Below are 23535 nucleotides of genomic sequence, written 5' to 3'. Positions count from 1 at the left end.
CGCTGTACGGTCCGCGGAACACGTCGTTCCCCCGTGCCCCGGCATCCCGGCAGCCCCAGGAGGGCCTCTCCCGTGTACCCGCCGCAGCCCTACCCACCCATGCCCGCGCCCGTGCGCCGCTGGTGGCAGCATCCCGCCCTGATCATCGCTCTGCTGGTCGTGATCCCGCCCGCGGGCATCGCGCTCGCCTGGACGAGCCGGTGGGGGCAGGCCAAGAAGATCACCGCAACGGTCCTCGCCGGCCTGTGGTTCCTGACGCCCTTCCTGGGCGACCCGCCGAAGAAGGCCGAGGCGGACTCCAAGCCGGCCGCCCTCGCGTCCGCCTCGCCGAGCGCGAGCGCCGGCCGGGTCGAGCCGCCCTCCCTCGTCGGCCGGAGCCTGAAGGAAGCGAAGGCCGCGGCGCTCGCCGCCGGGTTCAGGGCGCTCTCGCACGACGCCTCCGACGGGGACGCCGCCCAAGTGGCCGAGGACGGCTGGAAGGTGTGCTTCCAGAGCCTGGTCGCCGAGAAGGCCGGGGCGATACCCGCGCTCGACTTCGGCGTGGTCGCCGCCGACGCCGCGTGCCCCGCGAAGGACGGGGATCCGATCCCCCGTCCGAAGATGCCCAAGGTCGTCGGCCTGACCTTCGCGAAGGCCTCCGAGGCGCTCAAGCCGATCGGCTTCCAGAAGATCGAACCGCAGAGCGCGTTCACGGACGTCACCCTGCCGGCCGCCGTGGACGACTGGGCCGTCTGCTTCCAGGATCCCGCGGAAGGCAAGGAGATCAGCGCCCCGGCTGCCGCTTCCGCCTCGCTGAAGCTGGTGGCCCCGGGGACCGGCTGCCCGGGTACGCCCGACACCCGCCTGCGCCCCGAGCCGGTGCCCACGCATGACGGGGACTCGGGCAGCACGGCATCGGGCGGCTCCTCCTCCGGGGGGTCCTCCTCCGGGGGGTCCTCCTCCGGGGGCTCGTCCTCCGCGGGGTCCTCTGCCGGCGGTTCGTCTTCCGGGGGCTCCTCTTCCGGGGGGTCTTCCTCCGGGGGGTCTTCCTCCGGGGGCTCTGCCGCCTCCGGTGGGTCCGACAGCGGCGGAGGAGGAAGCTCGGGCACCGTCACGCCCGGGGCGTTCTGCTCCCCCGCCGGGGCCACCGGCGTCAGCAAGAAGGGCGTCTCCTACACCTGCAAGGGTCCCGGTCAGCCCCGCTGGCGTCAGTGACGGCCGCCGCCTCCCCAAGTCCCCGCGGCCAGTTCGGTGATGTCCGGCGGGCCGATGCGGCAGCAGCCGCCGATCAGGCGGGCTCCCGTCGTGCGCCAGGCCTCCACGGGCCAGGGGACGGGGTGGGGCGGGGTATGCCAGGTGGCGGTGGCGGCCTCCCAGACCGAGCCGTCGTTGGGGTAGGCGACGAGCGGCTTGGGCGTCACGGAGGCGGCCGCTTCCAGGGCGGGCAGGACGTCCGCCGGGTCGCAGCAGTTGACGCCGACCGCGATGATCTCCGGGGCCCCGGCCGCGAGGGCGAAGGCCTCGGTGAGCGGCTGGCCCGCGCGGGTGCGCGGGCCGTCCACCGTGTAGGTCAGCCACGCGGCCGCACCGGTCCCGGCAAGGACGCCGAGGAGCGCCTCGGCCTCCTCGGCGTCCGGGATGGTCTCCAGCGCCAAGACGTCGGCGCCCGCCGCGAGCAGCGCCTCGATCCTCGGGCGGTGGAAGGCGGCGAGCTCGCGCACGCCCCGCCCGTAGCAGCCGCGGTACTCGGAGCCGTCCGCGAGGACCGCCCCGTACGGGCCGACCGAGGCGGCCACCCAGACCTCGTGGTCGGCGGCCTCGGCCGCCCGGGCCGCCAGCGCGACGCTGCGGTGCAGCAGGGCGGTGGTCCCGTCCCGGTCGTACCCGTGCGCGGCGAAGGCGTCGTACCCGACCTGGTAGCTCGCGGTGATCAGCACCTCGGCGCCGGCCCGCGCGTACGCCGCGTGGGCGGCCTCCACCTGGTCCGGCCGCCCGGCCAGCACCCGGCCGGACCAGAGGCCGCCGGACAGGTCGCAGCCCTGGTCGGCGAGCTGGTTGCTCAGCCCTCCGTCCAGGATCACGACCCTGTCGGCGAGGGCTTCGGCGAGCGGGCGGGACGCGCGGGGCACGGCAGTCCGCCTCCTCAGCCGAGCTGGGACAGGACCTGGGCCGAGATCAGCTCCAGGTGGTCCAGGTCGTCGAGGTCGAGCAGCTGGAGGTAGAGGCGGGAGCTGCCGACGGCCTCGTAGGCGCCGATCTTCTCCACCACCTCGCCCGGGCAGCCGGCCAGGCCGTTGGCCTTCAGCTCGTCCACGTCCCGGCCGATGGCGGCGGCCCGGCGGGCCACCTCGGCGTCGTCCTTGCCCACGCACACCACGAGGGCGTTGGAGTAGACGAGGTCGTCGGCGCCGCGCCCGGCCTCTTCCGCGGCCTGCCTCACCCGGCCGAACTGCCGCTCGCTGTCCACGATCGACGCGAACGGCATGTTGAACTCGTCCGCGTAGCGGGCGGCGAGGCGCGGGGTGCGCTTGGCGCCGTGGCCGCCGATGAGCACGGGGACCTTGGCCTGGGCCGGCTTGGGCAGCGCCGGGGACTTCTCCAGCTGGTAGTGGGTGCCCGCGTAGTCGAACGTGTCGCCGGGGGCGGTCGCCCACAGGCCGGTGACGATGGCCAGCTGCTCCTCCAGCCGGGCCATCCGCTCCGCCGGGAAGGGGATCCCGTACGCCTTGTGCTCCTCCTCGAACCAGCCCGCGCCCAGGCCCAGTTCGACCCGGCCGCCGGACATCTGGTCGACCTGGGCGACCTGGATGGCGAGCACGCCGGGCAGCCGGAACGTGCCGGCGGTCATCAGCGTGCCGAGCCGGATCCGCCGCGTCTCGCGGGCCAGGCCCGCGAGGGTGATCCAGGCGTCGGTGGGGCCGGGCAGGCCGTCCGCCGATCCCATCTTCAGATAGTGGTCGGAGCGGAAGAACGCGTCGAAGCCGAGGTCCTCGGTGGCCTTGGCGACGGTCAGGAGGGTGTCGTAGCTCGCGCCCTGCTGGGGCTCGGTGAAAATACGGAGATCCATGACTCCCATCCTGCCCCGCCCACCCCTCCGGTGCCCCGCCCACCCCTGCCGGGTGAATCTGCGTCAACCGGACGGTCCACCCCCGGCCCCGCCAGTGACCAGCCCGGATGGGGATCGTTGGCCCGGAGGAGCCGGACCGCCCGGCCCGCGCGCCGGCGGCCGTTCGCCGGTGCGTCCACCGCCCCCTTCCGCTTGGGAAGGGCCAGGGCCGAGGAGGCCGCCATGTCCCACGAGGCCGTGCCCGAGGACACCGGGCAGACCGGACAGGCAGCACACGACCACGCACGTCACGAGCCCGTGGCGGCCGCCCGGGGCGGCGCGCCGAAGGGCCTGCTCCAGCAGATGGAAGAGCTGATGGCGGCGCTGAACGCCGACCTGTCGCAGCTCGACGCCGACCTCCAGTCCTCGGCGGACCGCGGCCCCGCCTCGCCGTTGACCCCGGGCAGCCGCACCTCCGAGAGCGAGCGCCCCTCCCACCGGCCGTACTGACCCTGCACGGCGGATGACCCCGCGGGTCCCGTCGCGCACGGCGGGACCCCGAAGCCGCACTCCCCGTACTCACCGCACTCCCGGCCCGCCCGTCAGGGCGCACGCCCTCCCGTCAGGCCACGCCGGAGGCGGACCCGCGCTCGCGGACGGTCAGCCGGCGCAGGACCGCCCGGACCCGGTCGCTCGACTCGTCGGCCGCGTCTATGGACTCTATGCACTGCCAGTACAGACTCTCGTCGTCCGTCGCGCAGGCCACCCCGACCAGGGCTATCCCCACTTCGCCGAGCAGCGCTTGCAGCCCGAGCAGAGCCTGGCGGACATCCGCCACCTCGGTCAGCTGCGCGGCTCTCGGCGGGTAGTCGGGCGTGCTGCCCTCTCCGATCAGGGCCGCTCTGTCGAGCACCCCGCAACCTCTGCCCCCCGCTTCACCCAGCCCCCGTGCCTCCGATCTCAGCTCCGGCGGCCCGGTGACCGCCAGCCAGCTCCCGATCCCCTGCGTGAGCGCCTGGGCCTGCCAGGCCTCGCCCACGATGTCCATCGCCGCCCCGCTCTGTGCCAGCGCGTGCCGGCCGGCCGCGATGAGCCGTACCGCATCCATATGCCGTCCCCCGTCCGCACGACATCCGCCATCCTCACCACTACCCAGAGTGAGGGCAATGGGCCAGTAAAGCCAGGGGTATTCGGAAATCTGTGGACACAATCATGGTTGTGGACGACGCCATCACTCCGAAGAGTGACAATTCGATGTCGGAGCCCCTGTCACCGGGAAGCGGAGCTCGTTCCTCTCGATCTTCGCGGCGAGCGCATCCAGCACATCCACCCCGAGAACCTCACAGAATTGCAGCAGATACGCCAGCACGTCGGCCACCTCATCGGCCACGCGGTGCGCGCTCTCCGGATTTTCCATGACCTTCGCCGACTCCTCCGGGGTCAGCCACTGGAAGATCTCGACCAGTTCGGACGCTTCCACGCTCAGCGCCACGGCCAGGTTCTTGGGCGTGTGGTACGGCTCCCACCCGCGCGCCGCGGCGAACTCGGCCAGCCGGCGCTGGAGTCGGTGCAGCCGCTCGGTCGGGTGCGGCTCTTCCCCGCGCTGTACTCCCTGCTCGTCACTCATGGCGTCAGGTCTACCACCGTCACTCCCGGGGTCACACGGGCGGCCGCGGCCGCAGTCTCCCCCGCCGCCGCCAGCAGGCGGACATGGCCGCGGCCGCAGGAGAGCAGGGCCAGCCTCAGCAGCTCGGCGCACTGGCGCCGGTCGAGGTCGCGGTCGAAGCCCTCGGCGAGGACGGTCAGCGCCTGCCGGGCGGAGAGCAGCTCGGCGGCCGGGTCCATGGCGAGGACCCCGGGGCCGGTCAGCAGGACCAGCGCCAGTGCCAGGAAGCGGAGTTCGCCCGCGCCGAGCCGGCCCAGTTCCGTGGCGGGCGCGGCTCCGCCGCGGTCCAGGACCGCTGTGACCGGGCCGTGCGCGGCGGCCCGTACGTCCAGCCCCTCGACCGGGCCCGCGCATCCGGTCCGGGCGGCCGCGGCGAGCAGCGCGTGGCGGGTGCCGCACTCGTGGCGGGTCCGGCGCAGGACGTCGGCGAGGTTCGCGCAGTCGCCGAGCAGCCGCCCCTCGCCCTGCGGGACGGGTGCGCGCATCCGGTCGGGGCACGGGTCGCAGGGGAACACCGAGCGCAGCGCCACCACCACCTGCTCGGCGGCGGCCAGGACGTGGCGCTGGCCGGCCGTCGAGCCGGCGACGCGCAGCGGCAGCAGGGCGGTGCCGAGCCGGTCGTCGGGGAGCGGGGCCCGGGTGACCCCGACGGCTCCGCCGGTCAGCCAGGAGGCCTGCACGGAGCGCCGACCGGGGTCGCGCAGGGCGGTGGCGAGCAGGATCTGCCCGTCCACCGCGAGCCGTTCGCCGACGATCCGGAGCGTGGGTTCGGCCTGGACGGCGAGGTCGAGGCGGACGGGACCGACGGGGCCGTCGACGGTGCAGCCGACGCGGAACCCGCGCCGCCCCTGTCCGTCGGGCAGCGCCCGGTCGGGGACGCGGCCCCGCGGATCGGGGAACGCCTCCTCCAGGGTGGCCCCGGCCCCGAGCGCGGCCAGCGCCCCGTAGGCGGCGAGGACCTGGGACTTGCCGCTGCCGCTGGGCCCGGCGAGGAAGGTCACGGGGCCCAGCGCGAAGACGGCGCCGCGGTGCGCCCCGAAAGCGGAGAGCCGCAACTCGGTGACGACGGGCCGGTGGTGCACGACGGCGGCAGCCCGAAGCGCGTCGGCGGCGGGAGCGGGAGCGGGAGCGGATAACCGGGCGGGGGCGGGGTCCGCCTGCGCGCCCGAGTCCAAGGTGGCGTCCATGCGCCGGACGGTACGGCCAGCCGGACCCCCGATGGGTCCGGCGAACCGTTCCGCCCCGGCGACCTTCCTACGATCGGGGGACGGCGGCGGCCGCGATCCCCTCGACCTCGGTCCCGACGGGCGCCAGCAGGAACACGTTGCGGTCCACCCGGTGCATCCCGCTGCCCAGCCCGAAGACCACGCCGCTGCTGAAGTCGAGGATCCGCTTGGCCACTTCGCCGTCCGCGCCGGTGAGGTCGAGCAGCACCGGGATCTGCGCGATCAGGTACTCGGCCACCTCCCGCGCGTCGGCGAAGATCTGGACCCGGATCACGACGAAGCGCCGCTGCTCCGCCGCGGACGCCCCCGGCGCCGTGGGGATCGTGCGGTGGTCCACCCGGGAGGGCCACTCGTTGCGACTGCGCAGGGGGACCACCTGCGCGAGCCCCTCCCACTGTTCGTCCGTGACGTCGTACCTGCTCACCGGGCCGCCTCGGCCGTGCGCTTCATGTGCATCCCCCCATCCTCTCGCGTTTCACCCGTTCAGCCCAACTACGACACGAGCGACACGGGGTACTCCCACAGAAGCGAATAGGTTAGGTTAGGCATACCTAAGTCAGCTGCTCACGACGATGGAGAGATCCCGCATGCACACGCCCGGCGCCGCCCCCGCCACCCCGGCCGCCGGCCGGCCCGCCCCTGCCGAGCGGGTCCGGTCGATCCTGGCCGCCGCCCACTCCATGACCGTGGTCACCAACGGGCTGAGCAGCGAAGTCCGCCACCTCGACGGATCGGACCCGATGGGCCGGCTGCACCTGCACCCGTCCGAGCCCGGCGGCGAATCCGAGCACCGGCCCTCCATCCGGCTGGAGTTCACCGACATCGCCCCCACCCCCGTACGGGACCGCGTGCGCGCCCGCGTGACGATCACCGGCCGCCTGCTCACGCCCTACACGGACGAGGGCGCCGACTCCACCTGCATGGAATTCGGCCGGGCCGTCCTGGAGACCGACGAGGGACGCACCTGCGTCGGCCTCGAAGAGCTCGACGCGGCCCGCCCCGACCCCCTCGCCCCGTACGAGGCCGGCATGCTCACCCACCTCCTCGACGACCACGCCGAGCTCGTCACGCTCCTCCTGCGCCTGGTCCGGCCGCTGCCCGCCGCCGCGGTCCTGCGCGTACTGCCGCTCGCCATGGACCGGTACGGGATCACCCTGCGCCTGGAGCTGCACCGCGGCCACCGGGACGTACGGCTCGCGTTCCCCTCCCCGCTGGACGACGTCGAGCAGTCCGGGGTGCAGATCCAGGCCCTGTTCAGCGCGGCCCGGCGGCGCTCGCACCGCAACAGCCTGCCCGCCTGAGAGGTCCCGTACGGGAATAGGGCACCCCGGGCGCCCCGTTGGGGGCGATCATGAAGGCAATCACGTACGACGCATACGGAACCACCCCGAACCTGAAGCTCGTTGACGTAAGCCCGCCCAAGGTCGGCCCCGGCGAGGTGCTGGTCCGGGTCAAGGCGGCCGGCGTCAACCCGGTCGACTGGAAGATCGCCGCCGGATACCTGGACCCCATCCTCGAAGTCCGCCACCCCGTCATACCCGGCTGGGACGTGGCCGGAGTCGTCGAGGCCGTCGGCCCCGACACCTTCGACTTCTCCGTCGGCGACGAGGTCTACGGGTACGTCCGCAAGGAGTGGGTCGAGCTCGGCACCTACGCCGAACTGGTCTCCGCCCCGGTCCGCACGCTCGCCCGCAAGCCGCGGACCCTGACCTTCGAGCAGGCCGCGGGCATCCCGCTGGCCGGCCTCACCGCGTACCAGTCCCTCACCCGCGCGGGCCTCAGGGCCGGCGAGACCGTCGTCATCCACTCCGCGGCCGGCGGCACCGGCTCCTTCGGCGTGCAGATCGCCGTCGCGCTCGGCCTGCGCGTCATCGGCACGGCGGGCGCGCACAACCACGACTACCTGCGCTCGCTCGGCGCCGAGCCCGTCCTGTACGGGGAGGGCCTCGCGGACCGGATCCGCGCCCTCGCCCCCGAAGGCATCGACGCCGGACTGGACTTCCACGGGGACGGCGCCGTCGAAATGCTCCAGTCGCTCGTCAAGGAACGCCCCCGGGTCGTCTCCATCGCCGACTACGAGGCCGCCGCCAAGGGCGCGCACCAGTTGTGGGTGCGCCCGGACACCGCCGATCTGACCTTCCTGGCGGAGCTCGCCGACGCGGGCCGCCTCACGGTCAACGTCGAGCACGCACTGCCGCTCGCCGAGGCCGCGAAGGCCTGGGAGCTCAGCGCGTCGGGCCGCACCCGCGGCAAGATCGTCCTCACCGTCTGACGGCATGCGGCGGCCGCCGGAGTACGAGGCTCCGGCGGCCGCGCGCTCAGCCGGCGGAGCCCCTCAGGAGGCGGCCCGCGCGTACCGGTTCGCCGGGCGCGCGAGGCCGTAGTTCTCGCGCAGGGTCGCCCCCGTGTACTCGGTGCGGAAGAGGCCGCGCCGCTGCAGGATCGGCACCACGTGGTCGACGAAGTCGGTGAGCCCGGTCGGCAGCACGGGCGCCATGATGTTGAACCCGTCGGCGGCGCCCTGCGTGAACCACTGCTCCAGCTGGTCGGCGATCTGCTCGGGCGTGCCCGCGAAGACGCGGTGGCCGCGCCCGGCGCCGAGGCGGGCGATCAGTTCGCGCAGGCTGAGCCCGTCGCGGCGGGCGAGTTCGGCGACGAGGGTGAAGCGGCTCTTGTTGCCGTTGATGTCCCGCTCCTCGGGGAGCTCGGGGAGCGGGCCGTCCAGGGGCAGGCCCGTCAGGTCGGTGCCGAGCATGCCGGAGAGCTGGGCGAGCCCGTACTCCGGCACCTGGAGGTCGGTGAGCTGCTGCTCCAGGGCCTTGGCCTCGGCCTCGGTGGAGCCGATGACGGGGGCGATGCCGGGCAGCACGAGGAGGTCGGACTCGCTCCGGCCGTACTTCGCGAGGCGCGACTTCAGGTCCTTGTAGAAGGTTTGCCCGTCGGCGAGGGTCTGCTGGGCGGTGAAGACGGCCTCGGCGTACCGGGCGGCGAACTCCTTGCCGTCCTCCGAGGAGCCGGCCTGGACGAGCAGCGGGTGGCCCTGCGGGGAGCGGGGCACGTTGAGCGGGCCGGCGACGCCGAAGTACGTACCGCGGTGGGCGGCGGGGTGGAGCTTGTCGGTGTCGGCGTAGATGCCGCGCTCCTTGTCGAGGACGATCGCGTCGTCCTCCCAGCTGTCCCAGAGCTTGGTGGCGACCTCGAGGAACTCGCGGGCGCGCTCGTAGCGCAGGCCGTGTTCGAGGTGCTCGTCCTGGCCGAAGTTGCGGGCCTCGTCCACGGTTCCGGAGGTGACGATGTTCCAGCCGGCGCGGCCGTTGCTGATGTGGTCGAGGGAGGCGAACTTGCGGGCGAGGTGGAAGGGCTCGTTGAAGGTGGTGGAGACCGTGGCGATCAGCCCGATGTGCTCGGTGACGGCGGCGATGGCCGAGAGCAGGGTGAGCGGCTCGAACCCGCCGAGGGCGTTGTAGCGGGCCTTGCCCCAGAGGGCGAGTCCGTCGGCGAAGAAGATCGAGTCGAGCCGCCCGCGCTCGGCGGTCCGCGCCAGCTCCTGGAAGTACCTGAGGTCGGTGACCCGCTCGGGACTGCTGCCGGGGTGGCGCCAGGCCGCGTCGTGGTGCCCGGCGTTCATGAGGAAGGCGTTGAGGTGGAGGGTCCGGGGTGCGGTCATGGTGGTGGTTCCTCGGGTGGGAGAGACGGGTGTCAGGCGGGGACGCGCCAGAGGCTGAGCCGGCGTTCGACGCTGACGAGGAGCTGGTTGAAGGCCACGCCGATGGCGGAGATGGTGACGATGCCCGCGTACATCTCGGGGATCGCGAAGTTGAACTGCGAGGCGTTGATCAGGTAGCCGAGACCCGCCTTGGCGCCGATCATCTCGGCGGCCACGAGGACCAGGATCGAGACGGCGCCGGCCAGCCGGATGCCGGTGAAGATCGCCGGTACGGAGGCCGGGAGGATCACCTTCTGGAACAGCTTCGGCGTGGACAGGTCCATGGACCGGGCCAGTCGGACCAGAGTCGGATCGGCGTTGCCGACGGCGCTGATGGTGTTCAGCAGGATCGGCCAGACGCAGGCGTAGACGACGATCGAGACCTTCGAGGTCTCGCCAATGCCGAGCAGCAGCACGAACACCGGCAGCAGCGCGAGGGCCGCGGTGTTGCGGAACACCTCCAGCAGCGGGCCGAGCAGCACCGCGACGGGGCGGTACCAGCCGATCAGCAGGCCGAGCGGGACCGCGACGACGACGGCGATGCCGAAGCCGCCGAAGGAGCGGACCAGGCTGGCCTGCGTGTGCTCGGCGAGCTGGCCGTTGCCCGCCAGTTCCCACCAGGCCCCCGCGACCTCGCTGACCGGCGGGAGGAAGGTGGAGTCCACCAGTCCGAGCCGGGGCGCCGCCTCCCAGAGCGCGAGCAGGGCGACGATCGCCGCCGAGCGCAGGGCCGCCGCGCGCAGCCACCGGGCGACGGCGCGCAGGACGGCAGGGGCAGCAGGGGCAGCCGGAGCGGGCGGGGCCGGAGCGGGTTCACGTACGGGCGCGGATTCGCGTACGGGCGCGGCCTCCCGTACGGGCGCGGATTCGCGTACGGGCGCGGGCTCCCGTACGGGCGCCGGCGCGGGCGGGCGCCCCCCGTCCGCCCGATCGGCTTCCGCCTCGACCACGGTGCTCTTCGTATCGGTTCCGGTGCTCATACGGTGGCCTCCTCCTTCTCCAGTTGGCGGGCGCGGGCCACCTCGTCGTGGAGCAGGGTCCAGATCTCGTGGCGGTAGCGCGCGAATTCGGGGCTGGAGCGCAGCTCTTCCCCGCCGGCGCCGGTGGCCCGGTCGCCGAAGGAGACGGGGACGGTCTCCTTGATCCGGCCGGGCCGGGAGGTCATCACGGCCACCCGCTGCCCGAGGTACACGGCCTCCTCGATCCCGTGCGTGATGAAGACGACGGTCTTGCCGGTGCGCTGCCAGATGCGGCGCAGCTCGTCCTGGAGGGATTCGCGGGTCTGCGCGTCGAGCGCGGCGAACGGCTCGTCCATCAGCAGGACGTCCGGGTCGTACGCGAGGGAACGGGCGATCGCCACGCGCTGGCGCATGCCCCCCGACAGTTCGTGCGGGTGGCGGTCCTCGAATCCGGCGAGGCCGACGAGGTCCAGGAACTCCCGGGCCCGCTCCTTTCGTTCACGGCGCGGAACGCCGGTCGCCTCCAGTCCGAACTCGATGTTGCCGAGCGCGGTGCGCCAGGGCAGCAGGGCGTACTGCTGGAAGACGATGCCCCGGTCCAGGCCGGGCCCGGTGACCGGCTCCCCGTCGAGGAGGATCCGGCCGGAGGTGGGCCGGGCCAGGCCGCCCAGCAGGTCGAGGAGGGTGGATTTGCCGCAGCCGCTGGGGCCCACGACCACCACGAACTCCCCGGCCCGGATCTCCAGGTCCACGCCGTCGAGGGCGGTGAAGGCGCCCCCGCCGGGGGCCCCGGCCCTCCTGCCCTTCGCCTGCTTGCCCGGGAAGGTCTTGGTCACGGACTCGAACACGATCTTCGCCACGGCGCTCAGCCCTTCCCCTGGCCGTTGAACTCGTTCGTGTACAGGTCGGAGGCCTTGAGCTGGCCCTTCTTGACCTCGCCGCGCTCACCGAGCCAGTCGATCCACAGCTGGAACTCCTTGTCCGCGATCCGGCCGCCGGTCTCGGCCACGCCGTACGAGCGCCAGTACTGGAGCGTGGAGGTGTCCTCGTTGCGGCCCCGCTTCTTGACGATCGCGGTCATCCGGGCGATGACCTCCTCGCGCGGGGTCGTCCGGGACCACTCGATGGCCTTGGCCACGCCGGTCGTGAAGGTCCGTACGGTGTCGGGGTTCTCCTTGATGAACCGCCGGGTCATCACGTACGACCCGGCGCTGAAGGCGCCCAGCAGCTCGTGGTCCTTGAACAGCGGGCGGATGCCGCCGGAGGCGAGGGCCTTGTCGCGCAGGACCCCGCTGAGCACCCCGACCTCGATCTGCTTCTGGCGCAGGGCCTGCTCGGTGTTGACGGGCGGGACCACGAGGGACTCGACCTTCGCCGCGTCGGCCCTGGAGATGCCGCCGCGTTCCAGGTAGATCTCCAGCAGCGCCTGGGCGTGGGCGCCCAGGGTGTTCATGCCGACCTTCTTGCCGATCAGGTCGCGGGGCGAGCGGATCGGGCTGTCCTCCAGGACGTAGTAGCCGAGGTAGGTGTCCTTGTCGGAGCCGTAGTAGGAGATGACGGACTGGATCTGGGCCTTGCTCGCGGCGAGTTTGACGATCGCGCCGTTGAAGGCTCCGCCGAAGTGGGTCTGGCCGGTGGCCGCGGACTGGATGTCCTGGGGGCCGCTGATGGTGTTGCCGACCCAGTCGAGGGTCAGGCCCTCCAGGTAGCCGAGGTCCGCGGCCAGCTCGGGGAGCAGGACCGCGCCGACGGCTCCCTGGTACTTGAGGGTCGTGACCTGCTTGCCGGATCCGCCGGATCCGCCGGTTGCGGTGGCCGTGCCGCAGCTCACCGCGGCCGCCGAGATGCCGAGCAGGGTGAGGAACTGGCGTCGGGAAGTGGTGGAGGCGAGGGCTGCGGGCATGGAGGTGGTCCTTGTTCGGGAATCGGTGGTTTCGGGGCCGCTACGGGGCGGTGGTGGCGAGGGCGGCCGCGGAGGTCTGGGCGCTGAGCGCCCCGGCGAACTCGTCGACGGCCTGGAAGAGGTCCAGCTCCGCCTCGGGCCGCAGCCGGCCGGGGCCGGTCCCGCGCTCGACGGAGGAGTCCAGGACGAACCGGCCGGCGGTGACGTGCCGCGCTCCGAGCGCCGCGAGCACCGGGCGCAGGGCGTAGTCGAGGGTCAGGACGTGGGCGAGGCTGCCGCCGGTGGCGATCGGCAGGACCGTCTTGCCGGCCAGCCCGTCCTGCGGGAGCAGGTCGAGGAAGGCCTTGAGCAGGCCGGTGTACGAGGCCTTGTAGACCGGGGTGGCGACGATGATCCCGTCGGCCTCCGCCACCGCTTCGAGGGCCCGGCGGATCTCCGGTTCGCCGCGGCGGGCGGAGAGGAGATCGGCGGCGGGGAGCTCCCGTACGGCGAGGTGGGCGGTGTCGAACCCGGCGTGGGCGAGCCGGCGCAGCACGTGGTCGGCGACGACGGCGGTACGGGAGTGCGGGGAGGGGCTGCCGGTGAGGGCGAGCAGGGTGGGCACGGTGCCTCCTGGGCTTGGTACGGACTGCGGGTCAGGCGGTGGAAGCGCCCGACGGGATGCCGAAGGACGGGTCGGGGACGGTCTCGGGGCTGATCAGGCGGGACGGCACCCCGTCCGGGCCGACGGGCACGTCGCCGTCGACCGTCACCCGGCGCAGGGTGCGCTCGTGGTCGTCGGAGTCGTCGACGCCGTAGTGCTGGGTGGCGCGGTTGTCCCAGATCGCGACGTCACCGGCCCGCCACTGCCAGCGGACGGTGTTCTCGGGGCGCTCGATGTGCGACTGGAAGAGGTCGACCAGCGCACGGGAGTCCTGACCGGTCAGGCCCTCGATCCGCTGGACGAAGTTGCCGAGGAGCAGGCTGCGTTCGCCGGTCTCGGGGTGGACGCGGACGACGGGGTGCTCGGTGCGGAACTTCGTGGACGTGAACACCTCGCGGTACTGGGCGAGGGCCTCGGGGAGCGCGTCGGGCTTGAGGGCGGCGTAGTCGTACTCGTTGGTGTGGACGGCGCGCAGGCCGTCGGCGAGGGCGCGCAGCGGCTCGGGGAGGTGGGCGTAGGCGGCGGCGGTGTTGGCCCACAGCGTGTTGCCGCCGTACGGGGGGATGGTGACGGCGCGGAGGATGGAGAAGGCGGGGTAGGCGGGGACGAAGGTGACGTCGGTGTGCCACTGGTTGGCGCGGGCGCCGTGGTGGGAGTCGATCCCGAGGGCGTAGCGGCCGTCGGCGGAGGGCACGGTGGGGTGGGCGACGGGCGTGCCGAGCAGCTGGGCGAAGGCTTCGTGGCCGGCCTCGTCGAGGTGGTCCTGGTCGCGGAAGAAGACGACCTTGTGGGCGAGGAGGGCGGCCCGGATCTCGGCGACGGCCTCCGGCTGAAGCTCACCCCCGAGCCGCACGCCCCCGATCTCGGCGCCGATCCGGCCGCCGATCCGGGTGACGAGGGGCTGGGTGCGGGTGGCGGTGGTCATGGGAACTCCTTGGGTGCGTTCAGGGCATGCCGAAGGCGGGTCCGGCACGGGCTGGTCGGGCGGAGCGACGGGAGGGTCCCGGCCCGCGTGCGGGCCGGGGGGACGGGGTGCGACCGCGGGCCGGACGGGTGCCGAGGGCCGGGGTCACGGTCCGCGGGCCACGGTCCTCGGGCCGAACGGACGTCGGGACGGGGACGGCCGGCACGCGGGCCGGCACGCGGCCGTTACGCGGCCGAGGACCGGCTCGGATGGCGAGCGGTCGTCGATGGGGCCCTGGGCGGGGCTCAGGCGCGGCGGGGGGCCTGACAGCGGCCCGGACACGCACCCGGCGCGGTACAGGGGCCGGGGGTGTGGAGCCGCGGGGCGGAAAGCTCGAACGCGGACATGGCTCGGAGCGTGTCAGCCACCCCCGGACGGGTCAAGCCCCGCCCCACACCCCGAAACAAACCCGGACGGGGACCCCCGAGCGCCTCGGAGCCCCACCCCTGACCTGCCCTATCGGCCGCCGCGACGACCGGTTCCCACACCCCCGGACGGCTGAAAACCGTGGCCGGATTTCACGCCCTCGCAACGCGACCGCCACGCACCCGACGGCACCGGCCCGAGAGCGGCCCGAGAGCGGCCCGGCAACGGCACGGGAACGGCCCGGCAACGGCCCGACCACGGCCCGACAGCCCCCGGGCGGCGCCCCGGCCGCAGCCCGGCACCGGACGCCCCGGCGCGCACACCTGTCCCGGGGTGCTCTTTCGTGACCCTCCCCGTCTCACATGAGAGGGGGAGATCACATCCGGTGGTTATAGTCGTTCCCGAGGCGGCCCCCCTAGCATTCGAGCCATGACGGTCCTGCCTGATGACGGGCTCTCCTTGGCCGCCGAGTTCCCTGACGCGACGCATGAGCAGTGGCAGCGCCTGGTAGAGGGCGTTCTACGCAAGTCCGGCAAGGACGTATCCGGCGAAGCCGCAGAAGACGCGTTGTCCACGAAGCTAGAGGACGGGCTCACCACCCGCCCGCTGTACACCGCGCCCGAGGCGGCAGACGAGACCGGGTTCCCCGGGTTCGCGCCGTTCGTACGGGGCGCGACCCCCGCCGGCGGGGCGGCCGGCGGCTGGGACGTACGTCAGCGGTACGTGGGGAGCGACCCCGTTCGCGTGAACGAGGCCGTCCTCACCGACCTCGAGAACGGGGTCACCTCCCTCTGGCTGGCCGTGGGCGAAGGCTGCGGCGGCCTCCCCGTCGACGCGCTGCCCCGCGCCCTCGACGGCGTCTACCTCGACCTGGCCCCCGTCTCCCTCGACGCCGGAGCCGAATACGCCGACGCCGCCCGCGCCTTGCTGCGCCTGTACGCCGACCGGCAGGTGGCCCCCGAGGCCGCCCGCGCGAGCCTGGGCGCCGACCCCCTGGGCCACGAGGCCCGTACGGGTGAGGCCGTGGACCTCGCCGACGCGGTCGGCCTCGCCCGGGAGGCCGCCGCGCACTGGCCCGGCGTCCGCGCGCTCACCGTCGACGCGCTGCCGTACCACGAGGCCGGCGGCTCGGCCGCCGAGGAACTCGGCCTGTCCCTGGCGACCGGTGTCGCCTACCTGCGCGCCCTGACGGAGGCCGAGGCCTCCGGCGCCGGCGCGGAAGGCGACACCGCCCCCGCCGGAGGCCTCGGCCTCCACGCCGCCCTCGGCCAGCTCGAATTCCGCTACGCCGCGACCGCGGACCAGTTCCTCACCATCGCGAAGTTCCGCGCCGCGCGCCGCCTGTGGGCGCGCATCGCCGAGGCCTGCGGCGCCCCCGAGGCCGGCGCCCAGCGCCAGCACGCCGTCACCTCGCCGGTGATGATGACCCGTCGCGACCCGTGGGTGAACATGCTGCGCACCACCGTCGCCTGCATGGCGGCGGGCGTCGGCGGAGCGGACTGCGTCACCGTGCTCCCCTTCGACCACGAGATCGGCCTGCCGGACGCCTTCGCGCGCCGCATCGCCCGCAACACCTCCACCATCCTCCTGGAGGAGTCGCACCTGGCCCGCGTCATCGACCCGGCCGGCGGCTCGTACTACGTGGAGCAGCTGACCGGCGAACTGGCCGAGGCCGCCTGGGAGTTCTTCCAGACGATCGAGAAGGCCGGCGGCCTGGCCGCCGCCCTGCGCTCCGGGCTGGTCGCCGACCGGCTCGCCGCCACCTGGGCCGAGCGCTCCAAGAAGCTCGCCAAGCGCCGTGAGCCCATCACGGGCGTCAGCGAGTTCCCGCTGCTCTCGGAGAAGCCCCTCGACCGCGAGCCCGCCCCGCCGGGCCCCACCGGCGGGCTCCCCCGCGTCCGGCGCGACGAGGCGTACGAGGCGCTGCGCGCCCGCAGCGACGCGCACCTGGCCGCGACCGGGAACCGCCCGCGGATCTTCCTCGCCGCACTGGGACCCGCGGCGGCGCACACCGCGCGCGCCACCTTCGCCGCGAACCTGTTCCAGGCGGGCGGCATCACCCCGGTCCACGACCCGGTGTCGGTGGACCCGGCGACGGCCGCCGGGGCCTACGCGGCGAGCGGCGCGGACGGCATGGCCGTGCTGTGCTCCAGCGATCCGCTGTACGAGGAGCAGGCCGAGGCGGTGGCCGCGGCCCTGCGCTCGGCCGGCGCGACGACCGTGTTCCTCGCGGGCAAGCCCGGCACCTCGGCCGGCGCCGTGGACGAGTACGTCTTCGCGGGCTGCGACGCGGTCGCCGTACTGTCCTCCGTACTCGACCGGATGGGAGTCTCCCTGTGAGCATCCCCGATTTCTCCACCCTCGCGCTGGGCGGCGGCGCCGCCGCGGCCGGGTCCGAGGACCAGTGGCGCGCGGCGGTCAAGGAGTCCACCGGGACCGCCGCCGGAGACCTGCTGTGGGAGACCCCCGAGGGCATCGGCGTGAAGCCGCTGTACACGGGCCGGGACCTGGAGGGCCTCGACTTCCTGCGGACCTACCCGGGCGTGGCCCCGTACCTGCGCGGGCCGTACCCGACCATGTACGTCAACCAGCCCTGGACGATCCGCCAGTACGCGGGCTTCTCGACGGCCGAGGAGTCGAACGCCTTCTACCGGCGCAACCTCGCGGCCGGCCAGAAGGGCCTGTCGATCGCCTTCGACCTGCCCACGCACCGCGGCTACGACAGCGACCACCCGCGCGTCACGGGCGACGTCGGCATGGCGGGCGTGGCGATCGACTCGATCTACGACATGCGGCAGCTCTTCGACGGCATCCCGCTGGACAAGATGACGGTGTCGATGACGATGAACGGCGCCGTGCTGCCGGTCCTCGCCCTCTACATCGTGGCGGCGGAGGAGCAGGGCGTCTCCCCCGACAAGCTCGCCGGGACCATCCAGAACGACATCCTCAAGGAGTTCATGGTCCGCAACACCTACATCTATCCGCCGAAGCCCTCGATGCGGATCATCTCGGACATCTTCGCCTTCACCTCGCAGAACATGCCGAGGTACAACTCCATCTCGATCTCCGGCTACCACATCCAGGAGGCCGGCGCCACGGCCGACCTGGAGCTGGCGTACACCCTCGCGGACGGCGTGGAGTACCTGCGGGCGGGGCAGGCGGTCGGGCTGAACGTGGACGCCTTCGCGCCGCGCCTGTCGTTCTTCTGGGCGATCGGCATGAACTTCTTCATGGAGGTCGCGAAGCTGCGCGCCGCCCGCCTGCTGTGGGCGCGGCTCGTCAAGCAGTTCGACCCTCAGAACGCCAAGTCGCTCTCGCTGCGCACCCATTCGCAGACCTCGGGCTGGTCGCTGACCGCCCAGGACGTCTTCAACAACGTGACGCGCACCTGCATCGAGGCGATGGCGGCGACCCAGGGCCACACCCAGTCGCTGCACACCAACGCCCTCGACGAGGCGCTCGCGCTGCCGACGGACTTCTCGGCGCGCATCGCCCGCAACACCCAGCTCCTGCTCCAGCAGGAGTCGGGGACCTGCCGGTCGATCGACCCGTGGGGCGGCAGCGCGTACGTCGAGAAGCTGACGTACGACCTCGCGCGCCGGGCCTGGCAGCACATCCAGGAGGTCGAGGCGGCCGGCGGCATGGCGCAGGCCATCGACGCGGGCATCCCGAAGCTGCGCGTGGAGGAGGCCGCCGCCCGTACGCAGGCGCGGATCGACTCGGGGCGCCAGCCGGTGATCGGCGTGAACAAGTACCGGGTGGAGAACGACGAGCAGATCGACGTGCTCAAGGTCGACAACTCCTCGGTGCGCACGCAGCAGATCGAGAAGCTGCGCCGGCTGCGCGAGGAGCGCGACGAGGCGGTCACGCAGGACACCCTGCGGGCGCTGACGAACGCGGCCGGGCGCGGCGACGGCAACCTGCTCGCGCTGGCGGTGGACGCGGCGCGCGCGAAGGCGACCGTGGGCGAGATCTCGGACGCGCTGGAGAAGGTGTACGGGCGGCACGCGAGCCAGATCCGTACGATCTCGGGTGTGTACCGCACCGAGGCAGGGGAGTCCCCGAACGTGGAGCGCACGCGCGCACTGGTCGACCGCTTCGAGGAGGCGGAGGGCCGTCGTCCGCGCGTCCTGGTCGCCAAGATGGGCCAGGACGGGCACGACCGCGGCCAGAAGGTGATCGCCACCGCCTTCGCCGACCTGGGCTTCGACGTGGACGTCGGCCCGCTGTTCCAGACCCCGGCGGAGGTGGCCCGCCAGGCCGTCGAGGCGGACGTCCACGTGGTGGGCGTGTCCTCGCTGGCGGCCGGTCACCTGACCCTCGTACCGGCGCTGCGCGAGCAGTTGGCGGAGGAGGGCCGCGAGGACATCATGATCGTGGTGGGCGGGGTGATCCCGCCGGCCGACGTACCGACGCTGCTGGAGATGGGCGCGGCGGCGGTGTTCCCGCCCGGCACGGTGATCCCGGACGCGGCCCACGACCTGGTGACGCGGCTGGCCGCGGATCTGGGCCACGAGCTGTAGGCGCGGCGGATGCCTCCGAAGATCGAGATCGAGGCCTACGCGAAGGGGGTGCTCGGCGGGAAGCGCGCGTTCGTCGCGCGCGCCATCACCCTCGTCGAGTCCACCCTGCCCGCCCACCGCGCGCTGGCGCAGCAACTGCTGACGGAGCTGCTCCCGCACACGGGGCGGGCGCGCCGGATCGGGATCAGCGGGGTGCCGGGGGTCGGCAAGTCCACGTTCATCGACGCGTTCGGCACGATGCTGACCGGGCTGGGCCACCGGGTGGCGGTCCTCGCGGTGGACCCTTCCTCCACGCGCACGGGCGGCTCCATCCTCGGCGACAAGACGAGGATGGAACGCCTGTCGGTGGACCCGGCGGCGTTCGTACGCCCCTCCCCCTCGGCCGGCACGCTGGGCGGGGTGGCGAAGGCGACCCGCGAATCCATGATCGTGATGGAGGCGGCGGGCTACGACGTGGTCCTCGTCGAGACGGTGGGCGTGGGCCAGTCGGAGACGACGGTCGCCGGCATGGTGGACTCCTTCCTCCTGCTCTCCCTGGCCCGTACGGGCGACCAGCTCCAGGGCATCAAGAAGGGCGTGCTGGAGCTGGCGGACGTCCTCGCGGTGAACAAGGCGGACGGGCCCCACGAGCGCGACGCGAAGGCGGCGGCGCGGGAGCTGTCGGGCGCGCTGCGCCTGATGCACCCGGCGGACGCGGCCTGGACCCCGCCGGTCCTCACGTGCAGCGCGCGGGAGTCGGCGGGTCTGGACGAGGTGTGGAACCGCCTGGAGCAGCACCGCCGTCTGCTGGACGCGGGAGGCCGTCTGGCGGCCAAGCGGGCGCAGCAGCAGGTGGAATGGACCTGGTCGATGGTGCGCGACGAGCTCTTGGACCGGCTGCGCGGCAACCCGGCGGTACGCAAGCTGTCACCCGGCCTGGAGGCGGCGATCCGTGCGGGCACGGTCACGCCCACCTCGGCGGCGGACCGCATCCTGGCGGCGTTCGGCACCGGCGGCGGCTGAGCGGGGGGGCGGCTGAGCGGCGGGGGCGGCGGAGCCGCCCCCGCGAGCACCGGCCTCAGGCGGTGACGAGCGCCGGTCCGTCCGAGGACACGCTGCGCCGCAGGATGCGGACGCGTTCCGCCTCGTCCTCGGAGGCGAGCAGCGCCGACAGCACGGCGATCCGCGCCTGCGGGGCGCGCAGGGTGCCGGTCGCGACGGCTCCCGCCGCCACCAGGTCCACCGCGCCGCCGTGCGTGTAGATCTCCGTCACCGGCCCGGCGGGAACCCGTGTGGTCAGCGCGACCAGCACGCCGCGCGCGATGGCGTCCCGTACCGCGTCCACGATCTCGGGGGTCGCGTTCCCGGCCCCCGTACCGACCAGCACGAGCCCCCGGGCGCCCGCCGCGACCGCCGCGTTCAGGAGCACCGGGTCCCCGTCGGCGTGGTGCATGACGACGTCCACCCGCGGCGGCACCTCCGGCATCGCCGGCAGCGGGAGCGGCTCGGGGCGCTGCGGGGCGCGCAGCATCGTGACCTTGCCGAAGCCGATCTTCCCGAGCAGTTCCTTCGAGGGGTCGGCGAACGCGTCCAGCGCCACCGCCTGCGTCTTGACCGTGCCGCGGGCCGCGTGCACGCGCCCGCCGAAGGCGATCAGCACGCCGAGCCCGCGCGTGCTCGCGGCGGTGAGCAGCGCGTCGTACAGGTTGCCGGGGCCGTCCCCGTCCGCGGTGCCCATGGGCCGCTGCGCGCCGGTGAAGACCACGGTGCGCGGGTCGTGGTGGTGCAGGTCGACGAGGAACGCCGACTCCTCCAGGGTGTCGGTGCCGTGCGTGACGACGATGCCGTCCACGCCCGGATCGGCGAGCACCTCGTGCACGGTGCGGAGCAGGGTGAGCTGGTGGGCGGTGGTGAGCCGGGGGCTGTTCACGCTGAACAGGTCCACCACCTCGATGGTGATGTCCTCGGGCAGCGGCGCGGTGGCCATGACCTCACGCCCGTCGGCGTCGGCCGCGAAGCCGGCACCCTGCCAGCGGCTGGCTATCGTGCCGCCGGTGCTGATGACGACGATCCGTCCCATGGCCACCCTTCCGTTCACTCGTCCACAGGTCGCACACACGTACCCAAAGCAGCAATGATAGAGCGATATGGACGCAATGTGATTGCGTCTTCCACTCGGCGCACCGCTTGCCCCTGGTGGATAATTGCTCCATGGACGCGATCGACCGAGAAATCTTGCGCGAGCTACAGGCCGACGGCCGCCTCAGCAACCAGGAGCTGGCCCAGCGCGTCGGCTTGACCCCCTCCCCCTGCATGCGGCGGGTACGCCAGCTCGAACAGGACGGGGTGATCCAGGGCTACCGCGCGGTGATCGCCCCGGAAGCGGTCGACCGGGGCTTCGAGGTCCTCGTCTCGGTGGAGGTGCGCCGCGACCGGGAGGCGGTCGAGGCCTTCGAGGCCGCTCTCCAGGACATCCCCGACGTCATCGAGGCCTACCGCCTCTTCGGCAGCCCCGGCTGCCTGCTGCGCATCGCGGTGGCGGACCTGCGCGCGTACGAACGCCTCTGGATCGAAAAGCTGACGGCCCTCACGGGCATCACCGAGGTCAACTCCCAGATCATCATGAAGCGCATCAAGGAACCCACGGGCCTCCCGGTCGACCGCTGACCCCGCTCCCGGACGTCGGCGCCGGCGCCGGCGAAGGGGACATGGTCTGCCTCGGGCCGTTGAGGCACGGACCGGACTGCGATTTGAATGGGAGCCATGAGCAACACACTGGGATTCGGACGGGACGATCTGCGGCGACTGGCCGGGGCCCGGTCGTTCGAGCGCGGCCTCGGATACCTGTCGAGTGTGTCCGCTCTGGAGATCGGGGAGAGGACGATTACCGCCACCGTCGACGGCACCGACGTCTACGGGGTCGAGCTGACGGAGCACGAGAACGGCCTCACCGGGTGGTGCGACTGCCCCTACGGGCAGGAAGGCAACTTCTGCAAGCATTGCGTGGCCGTGGGTCTGGCCGTCCTGGAGCAAGCGGAGTCGGTACCGAAGCATCGTGCTGCCGCCGCATCCCGCGGCCGACAGTTCACCACCTGGCTGGAGACCCGAACCCGGGACGAACTCCTGTCTCTGGTAAGGGAGCAGATCGCGGCCGACCGTCACCTGCGCCGGCGGCTGGAACTGCGGGCAGCTGCCGCCGGCGACGATCCCGGCGCCGTACGGGAGCGCATCCTGGCTCTGCTCGACACGCGGCCCTTCGCCCGGTACGGCTGCGTCGAGTACGCGGACGCCCGTGCCTACGGGCTCCAGGCCGCGGAGGCGGTATCCGTAGTGCGCACGCTGACGGAGACCGGGAGGGCGACGGAAGCCGTAGGGCTGTCACGGTCCGCGATCGAAGCGCTCGCCCGGACGTACGGGGAAATCGACGACTCGGGCGGGGTCGTCGGCGATGTGGCGGACGGACTGGCCGCAGCCCACCTCGAGGCCTGCCTCGCAGCCCACCCGGATCCGGACCAGACCGCCGACTGGCTGGTGGACCATCTCCTGAGCGACCTGAGCGACGCCACGGGCATCCTCCTGCCCGAATACGCGGACGTCCTGAAGGCGGCGGGCCTGTCACGTGCGCACGAACGCGCCGCGGCAGCCCTACGCGAGAACCCCGAGCACTGGGCCGCGAAAGACCTCATGGACCAACTGCTGCGCATGGAGGGCAGCGTGGACGCGCTGATCGCCCTCCACGCCGCGGACCTGGACCCGTCGGGCGCCACCCACCTGCTGATCGCCCAGGAGCTGGAGCGAGCGGGCCGCCCGGCCGAAGCCCTGGACTGGGCGGAACGCGGCCTGCGTGAGGCGGATCCCGGCCACGGCCCGGATCCGCGCCTGGTGGACTTCGCGTGCGAGCGCCACATCCGGGCCGGCCGCCCGGCCGATGTCGTGCGCATCCGTCGTGAGGTGCTCCTGCGCCGCCGCTCCCTCACCGCGTACCAGCAGCTGCGTACGGCAGCCCGCGCGGTCGGAGGCTGGGAAGAGACCGAGCGGACTCGGGCACTGGACGCGCTCCGCGCGGATGCCCGGTCCCACAAGGGCCTCGGGCGTCCCCGCTCTGCCCTGGTCGACGCCTTGCTGGACGACGGCGACCTCGACGCGGGCTGGGACGCGGCCGGCGAAGGCCACGCCGACGACACCCAATGGCTCATCCTCGCGGAGCGCACCCGGAACGAACGCCCCGCAGACGCCCTGGCCGTCTACCTCCGACTGATCGGCCCGCTCCTCACCCGCACCGGCGACGCCACGTACGAGCGCCTGACGGAGCTACTCCTCAGCGCCCGCGCCTGCCACCGCGCTCTGGACACGGAGGACGAGTTCGCCATCTACATGACCACCCTCCGCACAGCCCAGAAACGCAAGCGCAATCTGACGGCGCTGCTCGACCAACACGGCCTGTAGCTCCGCACGACCCGGGCCACGGTCCGCGGGCGGGGGGAGAGACGGCCGCGCTCTCCGGTCATGGCGCCGCCAATGCGCAGAGCCATCCTCGGAGCACATCCCCCGATCTCCGCCATGCTGCGCGGTCTG

The 23535-nt window shown here is 73.1% G+C and carries 22 protein-coding genes; 9 read left to right on the top strand and 13 right to left on the bottom strand.

Going from position 1 to position 23535, the window contains the following annotated elements; all coding sequences use genetic code 11:
- Positions 1 to 99 precede the first annotated feature (99 nt).
- Positions 100 to 1194: a PASTA domain-containing protein gene (locus ACS04_RS38195; protein ID WP_158977319.1), complete on the top strand. Its 1095-nt coding sequence runs from the start codon at positions 100 to 102 to the stop codon at positions 1192 to 1194.
- Here ACS04_RS38195 and mmuM read toward each other — a convergent pair.
- Both mmuM and ACS04_RS17945 read right to left on the bottom strand, forming a co-directional pair.
- Positions 1188 to 2108, bottom strand: coding sequence for a homocysteine S-methyltransferase (gene mmuM / locus ACS04_RS17950; RefSeq protein WP_048477635.1), 921 nt, complete (start codon positions 2106 to 2108; stop codon positions 1188 to 1190). The genes ACS04_RS38195 and mmuM overlap by 7 nt on opposite strands.
- Positions 2109 to 2122: 14 nt before the next feature.
- On the bottom strand, positions 2123 to 3046 hold the full coding sequence (locus ACS04_RS17945) for an LLM class F420-dependent oxidoreductase (RefSeq protein WP_048477634.1): 924 nt from the start codon (positions 3044 to 3046) through the stop codon (positions 2123 to 2125).
- Between the two features lie 222 nt (positions 3047 to 3268).
- Between ACS04_RS17945 and ACS04_RS17940 the strand changes: the two genes are divergently transcribed.
- A complete protein-coding gene (locus ACS04_RS17940; RefSeq protein ID WP_245236428.1) occupies positions 3269 to 3535 on the top strand; it encodes a hypothetical protein in 267 nt (88 codons plus the stop codon).
- Positions 3536 to 3647: 112 nt separating this feature from the next.
- Here the strand turns inward: ACS04_RS17940 and ACS04_RS17935 are convergent, their stop codons facing one another.
- From ACS04_RS17935 to ACS04_RS17920, 4 genes are all read right to left on the bottom strand, one after another.
- The gene (locus ACS04_RS17935) at positions 3648 to 4133 is read right to left on the bottom strand and encodes a DUF6099 family protein (RefSeq protein ID WP_048477633.1); all 486 of its coding nucleotides are present in this window, start codon (positions 4131 to 4133) and stop codon (positions 3648 to 3650) included.
- Positions 4134 to 4256: 123 nt separating this feature from the next.
- Positions 4257 to 4652, bottom strand: a complete 396-nt coding sequence (locus tag ACS04_RS17930; RefSeq protein ID WP_048477632.1) for a nucleotide pyrophosphohydrolase — start codon at positions 4650 to 4652, stop codon at positions 4257 to 4259.
- On the bottom strand, positions 4649 to 5878 hold the full coding sequence (locus tag ACS04_RS17925) for an AAA family ATPase (RefSeq protein WP_245236427.1): 1230 nt from the start codon (positions 5876 to 5878) through the stop codon (positions 4649 to 4651). The genes ACS04_RS17930 and ACS04_RS17925 overlap by 4 nt, the downstream gene beginning before the upstream one ends.
- A 67-nt stretch (positions 5879 to 5945) precedes the next feature.
- Complete coding sequence (locus ACS04_RS17920) at positions 5946 to 6341, bottom strand: cell division protein SepF (RefSeq protein WP_048477630.1); 396 nt, start codon at positions 6339 to 6341, stop codon at positions 5946 to 5948.
- Between the two features lie 163 nt (positions 6342 to 6504).
- Here ACS04_RS17920 and ACS04_RS17915 point away from each other — a divergent pair, with 163 nt between their 5' ends.
- Together ACS04_RS17915 and ACS04_RS17910 are read left to right on the top strand one after the other, a co-directional pair.
- Positions 6505 to 7218 carry a DUF2470 domain-containing protein gene (locus ACS04_RS17915; RefSeq protein ID WP_048477629.1) on the top strand — a complete coding sequence of 238 codons (714 nt, stop codon included), beginning with the start codon at positions 6505 to 6507 and terminating at the stop codon, positions 7216 to 7218.
- A gap of 50 nt (positions 7219 to 7268) precedes the next feature.
- Positions 7269 to 8189, top strand: coding sequence for an NADP-dependent oxidoreductase (locus tag ACS04_RS17910; RefSeq protein ID WP_048477628.1), 921 nt, complete (start codon positions 7269 to 7271; stop codon positions 8187 to 8189).
- Between the two features lie 63 nt (positions 8190 to 8252).
- Here ACS04_RS17910 and ACS04_RS17905 read toward each other — a convergent pair whose 3' ends face one another.
- The 6 genes from ACS04_RS17905 to ACS04_RS17880 are packed head-to-tail and all read right to left on the bottom strand — an operon-like array spanning position 8253 to position 14053.
- Positions 8253 to 9584, bottom strand: coding sequence for an LLM class flavin-dependent oxidoreductase (locus ACS04_RS17905; RefSeq protein ID WP_048477627.1), 1332 nt, complete (start codon positions 9582 to 9584; stop codon positions 8253 to 8255).
- Positions 9585 to 9616: 32 nt separating this feature from the next.
- On the bottom strand, positions 9617 to 10603 hold the full coding sequence (locus ACS04_RS17900) for an ABC transporter permease (RefSeq protein ID WP_048477626.1): 987 nt from the start codon (positions 10601 to 10603) through the stop codon (positions 9617 to 9619).
- On the bottom strand, positions 10600 to 11442 hold the full coding sequence (locus tag ACS04_RS17895) for an ABC transporter ATP-binding protein (protein ID WP_048477625.1): 843 nt from the start codon (positions 11440 to 11442) through the stop codon (positions 10600 to 10602). The genes ACS04_RS17900 and ACS04_RS17895 overlap by 4 nt, the downstream gene beginning before the upstream one ends.
- A 5-nt stretch (positions 11443 to 11447) precedes the next feature.
- On the bottom strand, positions 11448 to 12485 hold the full coding sequence (locus ACS04_RS17890) for an ABC transporter substrate-binding protein (RefSeq protein WP_048477624.1): 1038 nt from the start codon (positions 12483 to 12485) through the stop codon (positions 11448 to 11450).
- Between the two features lie 40 nt (positions 12486 to 12525).
- Positions 12526 to 13089 (bottom strand): NADPH-dependent FMN reductase, encoded by a 564-nt coding sequence (ssuE, locus tag ACS04_RS17885; RefSeq protein ID WP_048477623.1) that lies wholly within the window; start codon positions 13087 to 13089, stop codon positions 12526 to 12528.
- 31 nt (positions 13090 to 13120) lie between these two features.
- Entirely contained in the window at positions 13121 to 14053 is a 933-nt protein-coding gene (locus ACS04_RS17880) for a TauD/TfdA dioxygenase family protein (protein WP_048477622.1), read from the bottom strand.
- An 834-nt stretch (positions 14054 to 14887) separates the two neighbouring features.
- Here ACS04_RS17880 and ACS04_RS17875 point away from each other — a divergent pair.
- Genes ACS04_RS17875 through meaB form a run of 3 tightly spaced genes read left to right on the top strand, consistent with a single transcriptional unit; the run spans position 14888 to position 19983 of the window.
- A complete protein-coding gene (locus ACS04_RS17875) occupies positions 14888 to 16798 on the top strand; it encodes a methylmalonyl-CoA mutase family protein (protein WP_048477621.1) in 1911 nt (636 codons plus the stop codon).
- Complete coding sequence (scpA, locus tag ACS04_RS17870; RefSeq protein WP_048477620.1) at positions 16795 to 18981, top strand: methylmalonyl-CoA mutase; 2187 nt, start codon at positions 16795 to 16797, stop codon at positions 18979 to 18981. Before ACS04_RS17875 ends, scpA begins: the two co-directional genes overlap by 4 nt.
- A 9-nt stretch (positions 18982 to 18990) precedes the next feature.
- Positions 18991 to 19983, top strand: coding sequence for a methylmalonyl Co-A mutase-associated GTPase MeaB (meaB, locus tag ACS04_RS17865; RefSeq protein WP_048477619.1), 993 nt, complete (start codon positions 18991 to 18993; stop codon positions 19981 to 19983).
- Between the two features lie 55 nt (positions 19984 to 20038).
- On the opposite strand, the gene ACS04_RS17860 is transcribed toward meaB, so the two are convergent.
- Positions 20039 to 21040, bottom strand: a complete 1002-nt coding sequence (locus tag ACS04_RS17860) for an asparaginase (protein WP_048477618.1) — start codon at positions 21038 to 21040, stop codon at positions 20039 to 20041.
- 131 nt (positions 21041 to 21171) lie between these two features.
- Between ACS04_RS17860 and ACS04_RS17855 the strand changes: the two genes are divergently transcribed.
- Positions 21172 to 21627: an Lrp/AsnC family transcriptional regulator gene (locus tag ACS04_RS17855; RefSeq protein ID WP_048477617.1), complete on the top strand. Its 456-nt coding sequence runs from the start codon at positions 21172 to 21174 to the stop codon at positions 21625 to 21627.
- A gap of 96 nt (positions 21628 to 21723) precedes the next feature.
- A complete protein-coding gene (locus ACS04_RS17850) occupies positions 21724 to 23406 on the top strand; it encodes an SWIM zinc finger family protein (protein ID WP_048477616.1) in 1683 nt (560 codons plus the stop codon).
- Positions 23407 to 23535: the final 129 nt, after the last annotated feature.

Source organism: Streptomyces roseus (assembly GCF_001044425.1).
GTDB lineage: Bacteria > Actinomycetota > Actinomycetes > Streptomycetales > Streptomycetaceae > Streptomyces > Streptomyces roseus.
Note: the sequence above shows the minus strand (reverse complement) of the source record. Positions and strands in the feature narration are given on the sequence as shown.